The sequence below is a fragment of the Mariniflexile litorale genome, from assembly GCF_031128465.2.
In the GTDB taxonomy this organism is placed as follows: Bacteria; Bacteroidota; Bacteroidia; order Flavobacteriales; family Flavobacteriaceae; genus Mariniflexile; species Mariniflexile litorale.
Genome location: NZ_CP155618.1, coordinates 1,569,108 through 1,585,786, shown reverse-complemented (window position 1 = coordinate 1,585,786; position 16,679 = coordinate 1,569,108). Strand labels below are relative to the sequence as shown.

The 16,679-nt window shown below is 31.7% G+C and carries 16 protein-coding genes; 13 read left to right on the top strand and 3 right to left on the bottom strand.

Annotated elements, in window-relative coordinates; all coding sequences use genetic code 11:
* Positions 1–50 precede the first annotated feature (50 nt).
* The 7 genes from QLS71_RS06660 (at position 51) to QLS71_RS06630 (ending at position 7,222) form a co-directional block, all read left to right on the top strand.
* Positions 51–512 (top strand): hypothetical protein, encoded by a 462-nt coding sequence (locus tag QLS71_RS06660; RefSeq protein ID WP_308991811.1) that lies wholly within the window; start codon positions 51–53, stop codon positions 510–512.
* Positions 513–610: 98 nt separating this feature from the next.
* Positions 611–2,035, top strand: a complete 1,425-nt coding sequence (locus tag QLS71_RS06655) for an oligosaccharide flippase family protein (RefSeq protein WP_308991812.1) — start codon at positions 611–613, stop codon at positions 2,033–2,035.
* 1 nt (position 2,036) lies between these two features.
* Positions 2,037–2,471 carry a dUTP diphosphatase gene (gene dut, locus QLS71_RS06650; protein WP_308991813.1) on the top strand — a complete coding sequence of 145 codons (435 nt, stop codon included), beginning with the start codon at positions 2,037–2,039 and terminating at the stop codon, positions 2,469–2,471.
* A gap of 159 nt (positions 2,472–2,630) precedes the next feature.
* Positions 2,631–3,650, top strand: coding sequence for a sugar phosphate nucleotidyltransferase (locus QLS71_RS06645; RefSeq protein ID WP_308991814.1), 1,020 nt, complete (start codon positions 2,631–2,633; stop codon positions 3,648–3,650).
* Positions 3,651–3,857: 207 nt separating this feature from the next.
* Complete coding sequence (locus QLS71_RS06640) at positions 3,858–5,219, top strand: tetratricopeptide repeat protein (protein WP_308991815.1); 1,362 nt, start codon at positions 3,858–3,860, stop codon at positions 5,217–5,219.
* Positions 5,219–5,986: a DUF4292 domain-containing protein gene (locus QLS71_RS06635; RefSeq protein ID WP_308991816.1), complete on the top strand. Its 768-nt coding sequence runs from the start codon at positions 5,219–5,221 to the stop codon at positions 5,984–5,986. Before QLS71_RS06640 ends, QLS71_RS06635 begins: the two co-directional genes overlap by 1 nt.
* On the top strand, positions 5,987–7,222 hold the full coding sequence (locus QLS71_RS06630) for a peptidoglycan DD-metalloendopeptidase family protein (protein ID WP_308991817.1): 1,236 nt from the start codon (positions 5,987–5,989) through the stop codon (positions 7,220–7,222).
* A gap of 56 nt (positions 7,223–7,278) precedes the next feature.
* On the opposite strand, the gene QLS71_RS06625 is transcribed toward QLS71_RS06630, so the two are convergent.
* Positions 7,279–7,788 carry an acyl-CoA thioesterase gene (locus QLS71_RS06625; RefSeq protein ID WP_308991818.1) on the bottom strand — a complete coding sequence of 170 codons (510 nt, stop codon included), beginning with the start codon at positions 7,786–7,788 and terminating at the stop codon, positions 7,279–7,281.
* A 244-nt stretch (positions 7,789–8,032) separates the two neighbouring features.
* On the opposite strand from QLS71_RS06625, the gene QLS71_RS06620 reads away from it, so the two are divergent.
* The 5 genes from QLS71_RS06620 (at position 8,033) to QLS71_RS06600 (ending at position 13,295) form a co-directional block, all read left to right on the top strand.
* Positions 8,033–9,199, top strand: a complete 1,167-nt coding sequence (locus tag QLS71_RS06620; RefSeq protein ID WP_308991819.1) for an HlyD family efflux transporter periplasmic adaptor subunit — start codon at positions 8,033–8,035, stop codon at positions 9,197–9,199.
* 146 nt (positions 9,200–9,345) lie between these two features.
* Positions 9,346–9,681: an HTH domain-containing protein gene (locus QLS71_RS06615; RefSeq protein ID WP_308991820.1), complete on the top strand. Its 336-nt coding sequence runs from the start codon at positions 9,346–9,348 to the stop codon at positions 9,679–9,681.
* A gap of 194 nt (positions 9,682–9,875) precedes the next feature.
* Positions 9,876–10,061: a hypothetical protein gene (locus QLS71_RS06610; RefSeq protein WP_308991821.1), complete on the top strand. Its 186-nt coding sequence runs from the start codon at positions 9,876–9,878 to the stop codon at positions 10,059–10,061.
* A 28-nt stretch (positions 10,062–10,089) separates the two neighbouring features.
* Entirely contained in the window at positions 10,090–10,254 is a 165-nt protein-coding gene (locus QLS71_RS06605) for a hypothetical protein (RefSeq protein WP_308991822.1), read from the top strand.
* An 884-nt stretch (positions 10,255–11,138) separates the two neighbouring features.
* The gene (locus QLS71_RS06600) at positions 11,139–13,295 is read left to right on the top strand and encodes a peptidase domain-containing ABC transporter (protein ID WP_308991823.1); all 2,157 of its coding nucleotides are present in this window, start codon (positions 11,139–11,141) and stop codon (positions 13,293–13,295) included.
* Here the strand turns inward: QLS71_RS06600 and QLS71_RS06595 are convergent.
* The gene (locus QLS71_RS06595; RefSeq protein WP_308991824.1) at positions 13,288–14,232 is read right to left on the bottom strand and encodes an SPOR domain-containing protein; all 945 of its coding nucleotides are present in this window, start codon (positions 14,230–14,232) and stop codon (positions 13,288–13,290) included. The two genes, QLS71_RS06600 and QLS71_RS06595, sit on opposite strands and share 8 nt — an antisense overlap.
* Positions 14,233–14,335: 103 nt before the next feature.
* On the opposite strand from QLS71_RS06595, the gene dprA reads away from it, so the two are divergent.
* Positions 14,336–15,439, top strand: coding sequence for a DNA-processing protein DprA (gene dprA / locus QLS71_RS06590; RefSeq protein WP_308991825.1), 1,104 nt, complete (start codon positions 14,336–14,338; stop codon positions 15,437–15,439).
* A 160-nt stretch (positions 15,440–15,599) separates the two neighbouring features.
* Here the strand turns inward: dprA and trpS are convergent, their stop codons facing one another.
* The gene (trpS, locus tag QLS71_RS06585) at positions 15,600–16,568 is read right to left on the bottom strand and encodes a tryptophan--tRNA ligase (protein WP_308991826.1); all 969 of its coding nucleotides are present in this window, start codon (positions 16,566–16,568) and stop codon (positions 15,600–15,602) included.
* Positions 16,569–16,679: the final 111 nt, after the last annotated feature.

Below are 16,679 nucleotides of genomic sequence, written 5' to 3'. Positions count from 1 at the left end.
TATGGCATCACTTTTGAAAAGTTATCTTTATAATATTAATATTTATAAAGATGAAATTATTCAAAAACCCATTTTCCTTACTTTTTATGTTTGTTATTTTTTCACAATGTGCAACTGGTAAAGAATTTGAAACCAAGGTATCATTTGAGTTAGGAGAGGTATATTACCAAGAATGGTCATTGGACTCAAAAGCAGATGTTTCGGGAATAAATATTTTTATAAGCATTGAAAAGAATCCTAAAAATATTGAATTTGACAGTGTTTATTTTCACGGAAAACAAACCAAATTGAAACTTAAAAGTAATTCAGTATATATAGGTAGGTTTGAGAACAGAACCAAGCTTAAAAATGATATTATCATGAGCCATGAACCTTATAGAGAATATGGAAACAAAGTTCCTGTATTGACAAAAAAGTCACCTTTTCAACTTAAAGAAAATGTATGTATCGTGAGTTATAAAACTTCTGATAAAGTAAAATATTTTAAAATTGAAAATATCAATAAAAAATAAGCTTTATAGTTTAGTAGAACATGGTCTAGGAACCAATAATTTATCTTTGGTTTGCATTGGCTAAAAACGTATTTTTAACAGCTTAAAAACAAACTCCTTTGAGCGTATTAAAAAAGTTTTTTAAAGACACTATTATTTATGGATTAGCAACGGTTTTACCTCGCTTAATGAACTTTTTGTTGGTACCTCTTCATACTGGAACATTAGAAACTACAAGCTATTCTGATAATACAACTTTTTATGTCTATGCAGCTTTTTTCAATGTTCTGTTAACCTATGGAATGGAAACTGCTTTTTTTAGATTTTTTAATAAATCTGAAGAGAAAAACACTGTGTTTTCAACCACTTTTATAAGTTTAACAGTAACAACACTATTATTTTTAATTGTGGTACTTGCATTTAATCAGCAGCTTTCAGTTTGGTTGAATATTTCCCAAAAATATTTTAATTTACTTTTAGGCTTATTGGTTTTAGATACGCTTGTGGTAGCACCATTTGCTTATTTGAGAGCCACAGGGAGACCTATTAAATTTGGAGCCATAAAAATTGCTAATATTTTAATTTATGTTTTACTTAATTATTTCTTCTTGTGGGCCATACCAAAGTTTAACATAAGCGTTCCTTATTACGACAATTCCGACTTGGTTCAATATATTTTTATAGCCAATTTTATAGCAAGTTTGGTTACTTTTTTATTGCTTTTACCTTATTTTTTTAAAACGAAATTAGAGTTTAGCAAACGGCTATTTAAACAATTTTTAAATTATGGTTGGCCAATCATGGTGGCTGGTTTAGCTTATGTAATTAATGAAAATTTTGATAAATGGATTTTACCCTATTTATTAGGAAAAGACATAAACGGTGCCTATAGTGGTTGTTACAAAATAGCTATGTTTATGACTATTTTTGTTCAAGCATTTCGTTTAGGAGCAGAACCATTTTTCTTTTCACATTCTAAAGAAATAAACGCTAAGGAAACTTATGCGTTAATTATGAAGTATTTCGTAATTGTGGGTAGTTTCATGTTAGTTTTCATTATTTCATATTTAGATATTTTTAAAATAATATTGGTTAAAGACGAAAGTTATTGGCAAGCCATTTCTATAGTGCCAATAGTATTACTGGCAAACTTATGCTTAGGCATCTATTTTAATTTAGCCATTTGGTACAAACTAACCGATAAAACAAGATATGGAATGTACTTATCTATAGTAGGTGCTGTAATTACTGTTGTTTTAAATATATATTTAATTGAAAATATGGGCTTTATAGCATCGGCTTGGGCAACTTTGGCAGCTTATGGTGTTATGATGGTGCTGTCTTATGCAATTGGTCAAAAACACTATATGGTTCCGTACGATCTCAAGAAAATTCTAGGATATCTTGTGTTAGCAATTATACTATCTATCATTGCATTAAATACAAATGCTAATTATTACATTAATACTTTTTTAGTTTTCTTATTTTTGGGGAGTGTAATGATGTTTGAGAAAAGAGAACTAAAACGATTGTTAAAACGATAATATGAAAATAAAAATTATAAACAAATCGAATCATGCTTTGCCACATTATGAAACGGAGGCATCGGCAGGAATGGATTTAAGAGCTAATTTATCAGAATCAAGAATATTAAAACCTTTAGAGCGTAGCATCGTAGGAACAGGCTTGTTCATAGAATTACCAATAGGTTATGAGGCACAAGTGCGCCCTCGAAGTGGTTTGGCTGCAAAAAAAGGGGTTACCGTTTTAAATGCTCCTGGAACTATTGATGCCGATTACAGAGGTGAAGTAGGTGTGATTTTAGTGAATCTTTCAAATGAAGATTTTATTGTACATAATGGCGAACGTATTGCGCAATTAGTAATCGCTAAACATGATCGTGCTGAATGGATTGCCGTAGAAGAACTTTCAGAAACTGTTAGAGGTGAAGGTGGTTTTGGAAGTACAGGAACAAAATAATTAATCCCGTTGATTTCCCAAAAGGGAAAACTTAAACGTATAAAATTATTTGTAGAAAGTTTAACATAATAGTTTCTCCCCTTTGGAGAGATTAAGAGCTATAAATAAATATTAATTCTAATAAAAAATCCCTCTCCTTGGAGAGGTTTAGGAAGAAGAATGAAAATAATAGTACCAATGGCAGGACGGGGTTCTCGTTTGCGCCCCCACAGTTTAACCGTACCAAAACCTTTAATTCCTGTTGCGGGTCAGCCTATCGTACATCGTTTGGTAAAAGACATTGCGAAAGTATTAAAGCAACCTATTGAAGAAATTGCTTTTGTATTAGGTGATCCTGCTTTTTTTGGTGACGATGTTGTGGAGAGTTTAAAGAAATTAGCAACCGATTTAGGTGCCAAAGCATCTATTTATCGCCAAGATTTACCTTTAGGGACAGGACATGCTATTATGTGTGCAAAACCATCTTTATCGGGGCCTGCTGTAATTGCTTATGCTGATACCCTAATTCGAGCTGAATTCGATTTAGACCCAACAGCCGACAGCGTTATTTGGACGAAACAGGTTGAAAACCCTGAAGCTTATGGTGTTGTAAAATTAAATGCGAACCAAGAGATTGTTGAGTTAGTTGAAAAACCAGAAAGCTTCGTAAGTGACCAAGCCGTAATAGGTATTTATTATTTTAAAGATGTATCCATTTTAAAAGAAAAACTACAACAAATTTTAGATGAAAACGTTACCAATGGGGGTGAATACCAAATTAATGATGGTATAAAACGTATGATGGCAGATGGTAAGGTATTTAAAACAGGAACTGTTGATGAGTGGATGGATTGCGGTAACAAAGCTATTACTGTTGAAACCAACACCAGAATGTTAGGGTTTTTAAAAGCAGATGGTGAAGAGCAATTAGTGGCTTCATCAGTAAAATTAGAAGGTTCAAAAATTATTGAACCATGTTTTATTGGAGAAAACGTGGTGCTTAAAAACAGTACGGTGGGCCCTAATGTGTCTATTGGAGATCACAGTATTATTGAAAATTCAACCATTAAAAATAGTTTAATACAAACCAATACAAGTATCAAAAATGCCAATTTAGATGAAGCGATGATTGGTAATCATGTGAAGTTTGATGGAAAGTTTACCAGTATTAGTATAGGTGATTATTCCGTTTTAGAATAATTCCTAAATTTATACTGAGTGAATTCGAATTAAATTCGAGATCTCATTGTAAATGAGTTGGAATAACTTTTGCATTAACAAAGTGCAGGCAATAGGTGCGTTAGGGATTGAAGCGGCATCCTTTTTTGCCATCAAAAGCAAAAAAGATATAGCAAAAAGCCCGACCCTTGTGGTAACGCTCAAATAAAATAATAGTATCAGTCTTATATGAAACAAAAAATCTACATACTTATCTTGCTCTTCGGAATTCTAATATTTCCGCAGACGAATCATGCACAAGTAGATTTTAATAAAAAGCCTGAAGACGATTTAGGGAATGTTGAAGATACATTTCAAGAGTTATTTTACGAAGCTTTAACTCAAAAGGGCATTGAAAATTACGATCGTTCGGTTTCTGCACTTTTAAAATGTATTGAACTAGATAATTCTGTGCCTGTTTTATATTTTGAGTTAGGTAAAAATTACAATAAACTCAAAAATTTTGGAGCTGCCGAAGATGCCTTAAAAAAAGCCGTAAATAAAGATCCCAATAACGAGTGGTTTTTAGACGTGTTATATGGGTTTTACATGGAACAAAATGAGTATGACAAAGCCATTAAAACCGTTAAGCAATTGGTGAAATTTCACTCCGATTATAAAGAGAATTTAGCGGCATTGTACGTAAAAACAAAAGAGTATAAAGATGCTTTAAAAATTTTGGATGAATTAGATGCTGAATTTGGTGTTTCGGTAGCCAGAGACATCATGCGGAATCAAATTTATGAGGCTACGGGACGTAAAAAGGATCAGATTAAAAATTTAGAAGCGCGTTTAGAAGATAATCCGGATAAAGAATCTAATTACCTGCAACTTATCTTCCGTTATAGCGAAAATAATGAAAAGGAAAAAGCATTTGAAACAGCTAAAGAGTTGCTGAAAACTAACCCCAATTCACAAATTGTTCATTTAGCTTTATACAAGTTTTATTTAGATGATAATAATGCTCAAAAGGCTATTGAATCGATGAAAATTGTAATTAAAAGCCCAGAGATAAAACCTGAAGCAAAGCTTAAAGTGCTTACTGATTTTGTTCAGTTTGTTGGCAAAAATCCACAATACGAAGCCGATTTAGTTGAAGCAACAACCTTAGTAGGGAATAGCAAAAACAGTAAAACCCTTATAGAACTGGGTCAATATTATTTATCAAAAAGCAATAAACCAAAGGCTTTAGAATATTTTGAAGCGGCACTAAAAATTGATACAGATAATTTTAATGTACTTCGAAATGTATTGTTACTTTACATAGATTTGCAAAAGTTTAATGTAGCAGAGAAAAAGAGTAATGAGGTACTTCAAAAATATCCAGCACAACCATTATTTTATTTAATTAATGGGGTTGCATTAAACCAATTAAACCAAGCCCAAAAAGCAGTTGATGTTTTGGAAGCAGGACTAGATTATATTATTGATGATAACAAAATGGAAATCGATTTTTACAATCAATTAAGTACAGCCTACATTTTATTAAACAATACAGCGAAGGCAAAAACGTTTAGTGATAAAGCAAAACAATTAGAAACCTCAAATTAATGAATTTACTTAAGTACATCGTTTTATTATTTTTATTTTTTTTGATATGTCATTGTAAAGCTTCTAAAACCATTGGTGGCGGTGAAGCAAATTTAAATTTAAACACTAAACAGCTTTTAAGAGAAAACGCTAAAAAAACACCAGACTTTAAAACGTTACAATCGAGGCTTAAAATAACCTATGCTCAAGATGGTAAAGAGCAGTCTTATACAGTAAATCTTAGAGCAAAGAAAGATGAAGTGCTTTGGATAAGCGCCATGTTTTCAGTAGTAAAAGCACTAATTACACCCGAAAAAGTAAGTTTCTATAATAAATTAGATAACACCTATTTTGAAGGTGATTACAAATATTTAAGTGATTTATTGGGTACTGAATTAGATTTTCAAAAGGTTCAAAATTTATTATTAGGAGACCCTATTTTCAATTTGAATGCAAACACTTATGATGTTTCGGTTACAAATGATGCATACATGCTTCAACCAAAGCAACAACGTGAACTATTTGAAATTTTATTTTTGTTAGATCCTGTTCATTTTAAAATAAAATCGCAGCAAGTATCACAACCAAAAGAGTTAAGACATTTGCAAATAGATTATTTAACGTACCAAGAAGTAGAAAAGCAAACACTGCCAGAAAATATAAAAGTTATTGCTACTGAAGCGGACAATAAAACGGTTATAGACTTAGAATTTAAAGGCATTACTTTAAATGAAGATTTAAATTTTCCATACAAAATACCTTCAGGTTTTAAAGAAATAAAACTTTAAATGTTAAAAAGTAATCAACCATATAAAATAGTATTACTACTAAGCTTTTTGTTTTGTAGTGTTTTTGTGTTTTCTCAAAGTGCCAAACAACAGGAACTGGAGGCACGTAGACAAGAACTTCGTTTAGAAATTCAGAAAATTGCCAAATTGCGTGCAGAAAATCAGAGTAAAGAAAAGTCGCAATTAACCTTAATTCAAGATTTTAAACACAAAATAAATGTGTTAGATAATTTGATTAAGGTTACCAACCAACAAGCTAATTTATTAACTCGTGATATTAATTATAACCAAAGAAAAATAACGAATTTAAGAGACGAATTAAAGGTTTTAAAGGCAGATTACGCCGCTATGATGGTGAAGTCCTATAAAAGTAAAAATCAACAAAGCAGGATTATGTTTTTGCTCTCTGCGAACGATTTTAAACAAGCCTACAAGCGTTTGCAGTATATGAAGCAGTATACGGACCATCAAAAGGAACAAGGAGAAACGATTAAAGCAAAAACAGCCGAATTACAAGCAACTAATTTGAACTTGTTGAAACAACAAGAAACAAAGAAAAAACTTATAGCTGAAAACAGAGAGGTTCAAAAAACTTTAGAAGCTGAGCGTAAACAGCATGAAGAATTAATGAAGTCTATTAAAAAAAATCTATCTGTTTATGCTGCTCAAATAAAGCAAAAACAACAAGAAGCCGATAAAATCGATGCTGAAATAGATCGTATTATAAAAGAAGCAATTGCCAAATCGAATAAAAAAGCGGGAAATACTAGTGTTGCGAGTACCTTAAATTTTGCTTTAACAGCAGAAGAAAAAGTACTAGCAGCTAATTTTGTAGCGAACAAAGGCAAACTGCCTTGGCCTGTTGAAAAAGGCTATGTAACACTTGGTTATGGCACACAACCACATCCCATTGATAATTCCTTAACTATTAAAAGTAATGGGGTTCGTATAGCTACCGAAAAAGGTGCTAAAGTACGTGCTGTTTTTAATGGTGAAGTAAGCGCAGTGCTTAAAATGAAAAACGTAAATCCCATTGTGATGATTCGTCATGGTGATTACTTAACCTTATATAAAAACCTCTCAACGGTTTATGTAAAAGAAGGTGACAAAGTAAGTACTAAGCAAGTTATAGGTGAAGTATTCACGAATTCATCAAATGGTGAAACTATTTTAAGTTTTTCAATATCTAAAGGAACATCTACCGAAAACCCAGCATCATGGGTTTTTAAAATGTAAATTCCTGCGAATACAGGAACTTTAGTGTTTTAAGTGGCGTTTTTTAGATTAGAGAATTATTCAAATAAAGCCTTTAGTTCAGTAGCTTCACTGGGTTTTATTTTCCCAGAGAGCAATAAACTTAATTGTTTACGTCTTAGAGCAGCTTCAAAACGTTGTTTTTCTAATTCTGTTTCAGGAAATACTTGAGGTACTAATACAGGCTTCCCAGTATCATCAACCGCCACAAATGTATAAATACCTTCGTTGGCTTTTGTTCTTTCACCTGATATTTGGTCTTCAATCCAAACATCTATAAACACTTCCATTGAGGTTTTAAAAGCACGGGATACTTTAGCTTCAACAGTTACCACACTACCTAAGGGCACGGCTTTATTAAAAGCGACATGATTTACTGAGGCGGTTACTACAATATATCTAGAATGGCGTCTTGCAGCAATACTGGCAGCTCTATCCATACGTGCCAATAATTCACCACCAAATAGGTTGTTTAGCGCATTGGTTTCACCAGGCAAAACCATATCGGTAAGAATCGTTTTAGATTGTTCGGGTGTTTTAGCTTGCATCACAATATGTTTAATTATGCTGCAAAGGTAAAAGGATTTTTAAGATTTTACAGTATTACAAAATATAAGATAAAGTAAAAATTTATGAAATTTCAATTTTTACGGAAAACCCACAACAACATTGTTGTAAATCAATAAAAATCAACAAAAAGCACATAATTATTTTGTAAGAATTGGTTTTTTTTTTTTGATATTTGAAAGGTAAATAATTCATTCAATATTTTAATTAATTTATTGCCTACGAATGAAACAAATATTCCCCAAAGAGATTATTGACAATACCATAGAAGTCCATCAATTTAACCACAGTTCTAAAAGTAAAGTAATATATAGCTTTATATTATCATCGGTGCTTATTATGCTTGTTTTATTACCTTTTATTAAAGTAGATATTTACACTTCGGCAAGGGGTATTATAAAACCAGATAAAGAACGTCTATCTGTAACGTCATTAAATTCTGGAAAAATAATTTCGGCTCATTTAAAGAACAATAGATTGGTACATATAGGCGACACTTTGTTGGTGTTAGACAATACCATTATAAATGAAAAACTAAAACTATCTGCACAACAAATACAAGACTTAAGCCTGTTTATTGAAGATTTAACTTATTTAGTAGAAAACAAATATGTTAGCTTAAACCAAATACAATCACCTAAGTACACAAAAGAATATTTATTGTATCAGCAAAAAATGCATGAACTACAAACCCGATTTAAAAAATTAAAACAAGACTACGATAGAAATACATTGCTTTATAAAAAAGAAGTGATTGCTAAAGTAGAGTTTGAAAACTCAAAATTTGAATATGATTTAGCAATAAGTAATATCAATCAATTAAAGCAGCAGCAGCGTAATACGTGGCAAGCAAGCTTAACAGAATACAAAAATAGTCTATTAGAATTTGAAAGCAAAGAACTACAATTACAAGATAATAAATCACAATACCTAGTAACAGCTCCCATAACAGGTATATTAATTAACGCCATGAGTGTAGAAAAAGGTAGTTTTTTAAGTTCGGGGCAACCCTTTGTAGATATTTCCCCCAACACAAGTTTATTGGTAGAATGTTTTATAAATCCGCAAGATATTGGGTTATTAAAAGTAAATAATCCAGTCAACTTTCAAATAGATGCGTATAACTATAACCAATGGGGTTTGGCAAGTGGCAATATTACAGATATAGGAAAAGATATTGAGTTTATAGAAAACACATCGGTATTTAAAGTGCAGTGCCATATTAACCAAAAAACATTAAAACTTAAAAACGGGTTTGAAGGCGAATTAAAAAAAGGGATGACACTTAACGCTCAATTTAAATTGGCAGAACGCACTCTTTTTGATTTGTTGTACGATAAAGTAGACGATTGGGTAAACCCAAGCCAAAAAGAAATTGTAAGTATTAATTAATATACCACAATGAGAATTACAGAGATGCAGAATATATTCTGTATAGAAGGTCGCTAGTGAAGCTAGTATAAGTGATAATGAAATATAAAGTTTAATTTAAAAATTGATTTCTCTCCTTAGGAGAGATGTCTGAAAGACAGAGAGGAATGAAAAACCTAAAAAACTTAGAACGCTTACAACAATTACACCAACGTATTTCTCAAGAAAATACTGGAGCTCCAAAGGAGTTGGCGGATTATATGAATATTAGTGAGCGGTCACTTTATAAACTTATGGAACAATTAAAAGATTTAACAGCACCTATTTCATATAATCGTTTAACTAATACTTATTATTACGATGGGGACTTTGAATTGCAAGTAAACATCTCGGTAACCGCTTTAAGTAATAACGAGATTATACAAGTGTTTGGTGGCAGTTATTTTTTAAAGAAAAACACCTTACTGCAAGGTTTGTGCAGTGAACGCTTTTACATTAGCTAAATCGAAATTATAATACTGGACTCAGTAAGGAGGTTAGACGTAACCGCTTTTAGTTTTGATAAGTTTGTAATGTTAGCGTCATTACGAGGGAGGTACGACCGAAGTAATCTGTCTATACAGTATCGTAAACATTATAATACAAAAAACAAATGTTTAACCCGCCTGCCGTAGCAGGCAATTAAAATTTTATTTTTATGAAAAATTTAGAGAATTTTGGTGTTGATGTTATGACCCAAACAGAATTATTAAATGTTGACGGAGGCTACAAATTGTGGGAATATGCAGCTGCACTCGCATGTGAAAGCATTAGACTAATGGGGGTATTTGCTGACGGGTTTAGTGAAGGTGCAAATGCCGCAGCTGGTGCATACTACAGATAATTTTTAATAATGATTAATAAAAAAAATTATGATACTAGAAACTTATAGAGTAACGGAATTGAACAAAGAGGATTTATTAACAATAGAAGGAGGTTTTTTTGATGAAATAGTACGCCGTGCCGGTTATATAACTGGAGTTATAGTTGGTAGTGCAGTAGCTGCTGTCCATATGGTTGCAAAAGCTATTTTTTAAAAATACCGATAGATTTAGTATAAAAAAGGTTGTAAAAACAGTAGCTATTTTTACAACTTTTTTGTTTATTTTTAATTTTTATGGACAAAATAATTACATTTTTAAAAAACCCCAAAAAAACTGTTGAAAACAGAAGTATAAAAACACTAAAAGATGTAATTTTTTTAGTTCTAAAATTTGATTTTTTGACAGTTTTCGGATTTGGAATTTTAAATTTATTGTTTTTGAATATGTTTGAAGATTATTCTGTCGTATATAAAAATCAGAATATAATTTCTAACCCATATTTTAATCGTTGGCAAATCTTGATTTTTATTGCCCCAATAATTGAAGAGTGTACATTTAGGTTAGGAATAAAAATAAGTAGACGAAACCTTTCCCTCAGTTTAAGTTGTCAAATAATATTATGTTTATTTGTTTTCAAAATATTAATACTATCCTTTTTTTATAGAATAGTCTTTATTTTTATTTTAAGTTTGTTTTTATATGTGATTTTAAATGATAAAGCCATATCATTTTTTACAAAAAATCATAATATTTATATATATTATAATATTTTAACATTCGGGCTTATACACAGTTTAAATTATACTTACCACGAACTTTCTCATTATTTTTTCATTCCTTTTTTAATTTCAACTCAGTTGATTTTTGGTGTGCTTTTGAGTTATGCCCGGTTAAAGCATAGTTTTATACTCGCTTTATTCCTTCATATGTTCCATAACTCTATTTTATGCCTTTTAAATATAATACCAAATTGATTTATGTAGGCTTCTCTGTCTTATATTATTACGAGTGTAAAAAAGTTCGTAATCTATAATTTTCTTCCTCACTGCAATTTTCTTGCAGTGAACGCTCCTATTATTGCCTTATAAACACCTACAATGGCAAAAACAACCATAAAACAACATGATATTACAGATTGTGGCGCAGCCTGTTTAGCATCCATAGCTGCACACTACAACTTACAAATACCTATTGCACGTATTCGTCAATACGCTGGCACAGATAAAAAAGGCACCAACGTTTTAGGGCTGCTAGAAGCGGCACAAAAACTGGGTTTTGAAGCCAAAGGTGTTCGTGGTGATTTTGATAGTTTATTTAAAATACCAAAACCCGCCATAGCTCACATTATTGTAAAAGAACGGTTGCACCACTTTGTAGTTATTTATGAGGTTACAAAAACCCATATAACCATTATGGATCCTGGTACTGGTAAACTCCATAAAAAAACTCACGAAGAATTTACCAAAGAATGGACAGGCGTTTTAGTACTATTAATGCCTCAAGAGGATTTTGTGGCTGGTAATGAAAAAGTATCTATTTATAAACGGTTTTGGTTTTTATTAAAACCCCACAAATTTGTTTTAATACAAGCGTTAGTTGGTGCTATGGTTTATACTTTGTTGGGCTTTTCAACTTCTATTTACATACAAAAATTGACCGATTTTGTTTTAGTTGGTGGTAACACAAAACTATTAAACCTTTTAGGCGTAATAATGGTTTGCTTATTAGTACTACAAGTTATAATAGGCATTTTTAAAGATGTATTTTTAATAAAAACGGGGCAACAAATTGATGCGCGCCTCATTTTAGGCTATTATAAACATTTGCTAAAACTCCCGCAACAGTTTTTTGATACCATGCGTGTGGGTGAAATTATCTCTAGAATTAACGATGCCGTTAAAATTCGTGCGTTTATAAATGGTGTATCGTTAAGTTTAACCGTAAACTTTTTAATTCTTATATTTTCGTTTGGATTGATGTTTTTCTATTATTGGAAATTGGCTTTAATTATGTTATTGGTTATTCCACTTTATGCACTTATTTATTATATTACTAATAGACTAAACAAAAAAACTGAGCGTACTATTATGGAGCGTAGTGCCGATTTAGAAAGTCAGTTGGTAGAATCGTTAAACTCTGTTGGTACTATTAAGCGTTTTGGCTTAGAAAGTTTTGCGAATATTAAAACAGAAACACGTTTTATAAGTTTATTAAATATAGGCTATAAATCGGCTTTAAACTCGGTATTTTCAGGTACGAGTTCTGGGTTTATTGCACAACTTTTTACCATTATACTATTATGGAGTGGTTCTTATTTTGTTATTGAACGTGAAATAACTGCTGGAGAACTTTTATCGTTTTATGCTATTGTTGGTTATTTCACTGGGCCTGTTACTAGTTTAATAGGTGCTAATAAGCAAATACAAAATGCACTAATTGCTGCCGACCGTTTATTTGAAATCATGGATTTAGAGCGCGAAGAGTCAGAAAATAAAATTATACTTTCACGTGAAAAACTCGGCGACATCACATTTAAAAATGTGAAATTTAGATATGGAACACGGGTTGAAGTTTTTAAAGATTTTAGTTTAACAATTCCAAAGGGAAAAATTACCGCTATTGTTGGAGAAAGTGGTTCGGGGAAATCAACTTTAATGTCCTTATTACAGAATATTTACCCTATACAAAAAGGACAGATTAGTATAGGCGATTTAGATTTGAATTATATTGATACAGAAAGCTTGCGAGAACTGGTAAGTGTGGTGCCTCAAAAAATTGATTTGTTTGCAGGCAACGTTATCGAAAATATTGCAGTTGGAGAATTTGCTCCAAACATGGAAAAAATAATAGAAATATGTAAGGCTATTGGCATTTTAGAATTTATAGAAGCTTTACCAAATGGATTTGGAACGTATTTAGGCGAAAATGGCGCGTCGCTTTCTGGAGGACAAAAACAACGTATTGCGATTGCAAGAGCGTTGTATAAAGAGCCTGAAATGTTGGTTTTAGATGAAGCAACTTCTTCTTTAGATAGTAAATCTGAAAACTATATTCAAAAAACAATTAATAATTTACGAGAAAAAGAAAAAACGATTATTATCATCGCTCACCGATTAAGTACTGTTATAAATGCTGATTTAATCGTAGTTTTAGATAAAGGTAAAGTTTTAGAACAAGGTTCACATAAAGAATTATATTCTAAAAAAGAACACTATTATAATTTATGGCAACAGCAAATGCCAACAGTTAGTTAACTAAGTCTAGATCTTTAACCAACAACCAAGCATCTTCGTTGTGGGTTTTTCTAATACTATGCAATATTTGTAAAGCTTCTTCTGCGGTTTCATAACTACCATATACTACTTCGTGTAAACCATATTTGTTTACACCAATGGTTCTGGCATTAAAGCCTTGCGCTTTTAATTGACTAATAATTAATTCGCAGTTGTCTTCAACCCTAAAAGCACCAGCAATCACGTGGTAATTACCAGATTGTTTAGTAACATTTAAAGTAATGGCAGGAAGCGGATTTAAGTTAAAAGTAGCTTGCTCTATTTTAGCATCTAGTTGTTGGAATGCTTTTTCCTGAGCTATTTGATTGTGTTTCTCAATTTGTTCTATATAATATCTAGATGATACCAATCCGCCTAAAGTTAGTGCTATTAAAGCGACAGCAGCGTATTTAAAATACGGTTTAGCTTTACGTTTTTCAGGAGTAATTGTTAGTGGAATTACTTTTTCAATAGCTTCAACTTCTTCTTTATAAACTTCACGAGAAACTTTTGGAGATACTAATTGCGATAAACCAAAAGAATCGGTTAAATAATTGAGTTGATAAATAGGTTCAAATAAAATTTTACCTTCAACATTAAAAGTAATATCACCAATATTTTTAAAAGTAACGGTTTCACCTTGTGTTAAATACGATTTTATACTATTAACACGTTTTGCAATTTTTTCACTAGCAACTTCGTAAGGAATTTTCTCCAGATCGGCAATATAATGTGTCAACAAGCCATCGTTTTTTTGAATTTGCTCGTTAAATGACACCATTTTTTTTGGTGGATAAAAGCTATTTGTAGCATCATCAAGCGTTGCAGATGTACGTTGTGTTAAAAATGCACCAAACTCAGGAATGGTAACACACTCATATCTATAGAGTAAATCGCTTATGTAGGTTTCTAATTGCATAAAACAAAGTTAAAAAAATATACTTTTGGATAAAATTTACGAAGAAGTATTTATTAACATCGTAAAAAATTCTTTTCTTTAACTTCAAAATCAATTGTATACAATGATCGAAAATGATTTGCTATATACTTTAGCGCTGCAACATGTGCCAAATATAGGAGATATAACGGCTAAGCGACTTATTAATCATTGTGGTTCTGCGGAAGCTGTATTAAAAGAGAAGAAACAAAATCTACTTAAAATAGATGGTATTGGGAGTGTTATTTTAGGCGATTTGTTTAAACCCCATCATTTAAAGGAAGCAGAAAAGGAAATTTCTTTTATTAAAGAAAATGAGATTAAGGTTTTACATTTTGAAGCAAGCAATTATCCCGAAAAACTAAAACATTGTATTGATGGTCCTATTTTGTTATTTCAATCGGGGAATATTAATTTAAAGGAACAACGTATTATTAGTATTGTGGGTTCTAGAAAAATTACGACTAATGGTATTGCTTTTTGCGAAGAATTGGTAGAAAAACTCGCTATTTATAACCCGATTATTGTTTCTGGGTTTGCTTATGGAACCGATATTACGGCGCATAAGGCAGCCTTAAAGCATAATTTACAAACTATAGGTTGTTTAGCGCACGGACTTAATCAAATTTACCCAGCTGGACATAAAAAGTATATGGTTGATGTAGAGAAGCATGGTGGTTTTTTTACAGATTTTTGGAGTACCGATACATTTGATAGAAACAATTTCTTGAAACGCAACCGAGTCATTGCCGGGTTAAGCGAAGCAACAATTGTTATTGAATCAGCCGAAAAAGGTGGTAGCTTGGTCACCGCCGATATTGCCAATTCATATAACCGCGATGTGTTTGCTGTACCAGGTCGAATTAATGATTTACAAAGTGCCGGCTGCAATAACTTAATAAAATACCAAAAAGCGCATATGCTTACTACAGCTTTAGATGTGCCCTATATTTTAAATTGGAAATTAGAGGAAGAAAGTAAACCAGCTATTCAAAAACAATTATTTGTTGAATTGGACGCTACTGAAAAAATAATTTATAAGCATTTAAAAGACAATGAAAGGCAACAGCTGGACATGATTGCAATCAATTGCAATTTACCAATTTTTAAAGTAGCCAGTGCATTATTGAATATGGAATTGAAAGGCGTTGTTCGTCCGTTACCGGGAAAGTTATTTGAGGTTATTTAGTTTTTTATATCCAACCAAAAAGTTAATAAATATTCCTATTATTATCAAAACACTTATCATTATAATCCAATGATTACTTTTATCAGACAGTAATTGGGATAAAATTACAAACCCTTGAGAAAGACTCATTAAAATAGTAAACCAAATAAGTTTTTTCATTCTAATACCCTACCTTTTTACGAACACGTTTCAAAACATCATCCGCCACCAATCTAGCTTTTTCAGCACCTAATGCTAATGCTTTATCAACTTCGTTCAAGTTATTCATATAATAAGTATAACGCTCACGTTGTATAGCAAATTTTTCAACAATTAATTCAAACAAAGCTTGTTTAGCATGACCGTAACCATAATTGCCATTTTCATAATTGGCTTTCATGGTTTTAATTTGTTCGTCGCTTGCTAATAAATTATAAATAGCAAAACAATTACAAGTACTCCAATCTTTTGGTTCTTCAAGCGGGGTGCTATCTGTTTGAATGGTCATTATTTGTTTGCGTAACTTTTTATCGTCTAAAAAAAGATTGATGGTATTATCTCTACTTTTACTCATTTTTTCACCATCAGTACCTGGAATTAACATGATGTTTTCTTCCACTTTTCCTTCAGGTAATACAAAAACATCACCCATTTTCGCATGAAAACGAGATGCTACATCACGTGTCATTTCAATATGCTGTAATTGGTCTTTCCCTACGGGAATTATTTCGGCATCATACAATAAAATATCTGCGGCCATTAGCATGGGGTACGAAAACAACCCTGCATTTACATCTTCCAATCTATCTGCTTTGTCTTTAAAACTATGGGCTAATGTTAAACGTTGGTAAGGAAAAAAGCAACTTAAATACCACGATAATTCGGTTGTTTGTGGCACATCACTTTGTCTGTAAAACACCGTTTTTTCAATGTCCAACCCGAATGCTAACCATGTGGCTGCTACCGAATAGGTGTTTTGTCTTAACGTTTCGGCATCTTTAATTTGAGTTAAAGTATGTAAGTTGGCAATAAACAAAAACGATTCGTTTTCAGGACTATTAGCCATTTTTATGGCAGGCATCAATGCACCTAAAATGTTTCCTAAATGTGGGGTTCCTGTACTTTGTATGCCTGTAAGTATTCTTGCCATTTTTTTATTCCCATGAAAATGGGAATCTTTTTTAATTAGTAATCGTAAAATTTAAACAGCCACAAAGGTAATTTTTTTAATAGAATTGCTCAATACAATTATGTATTTTTG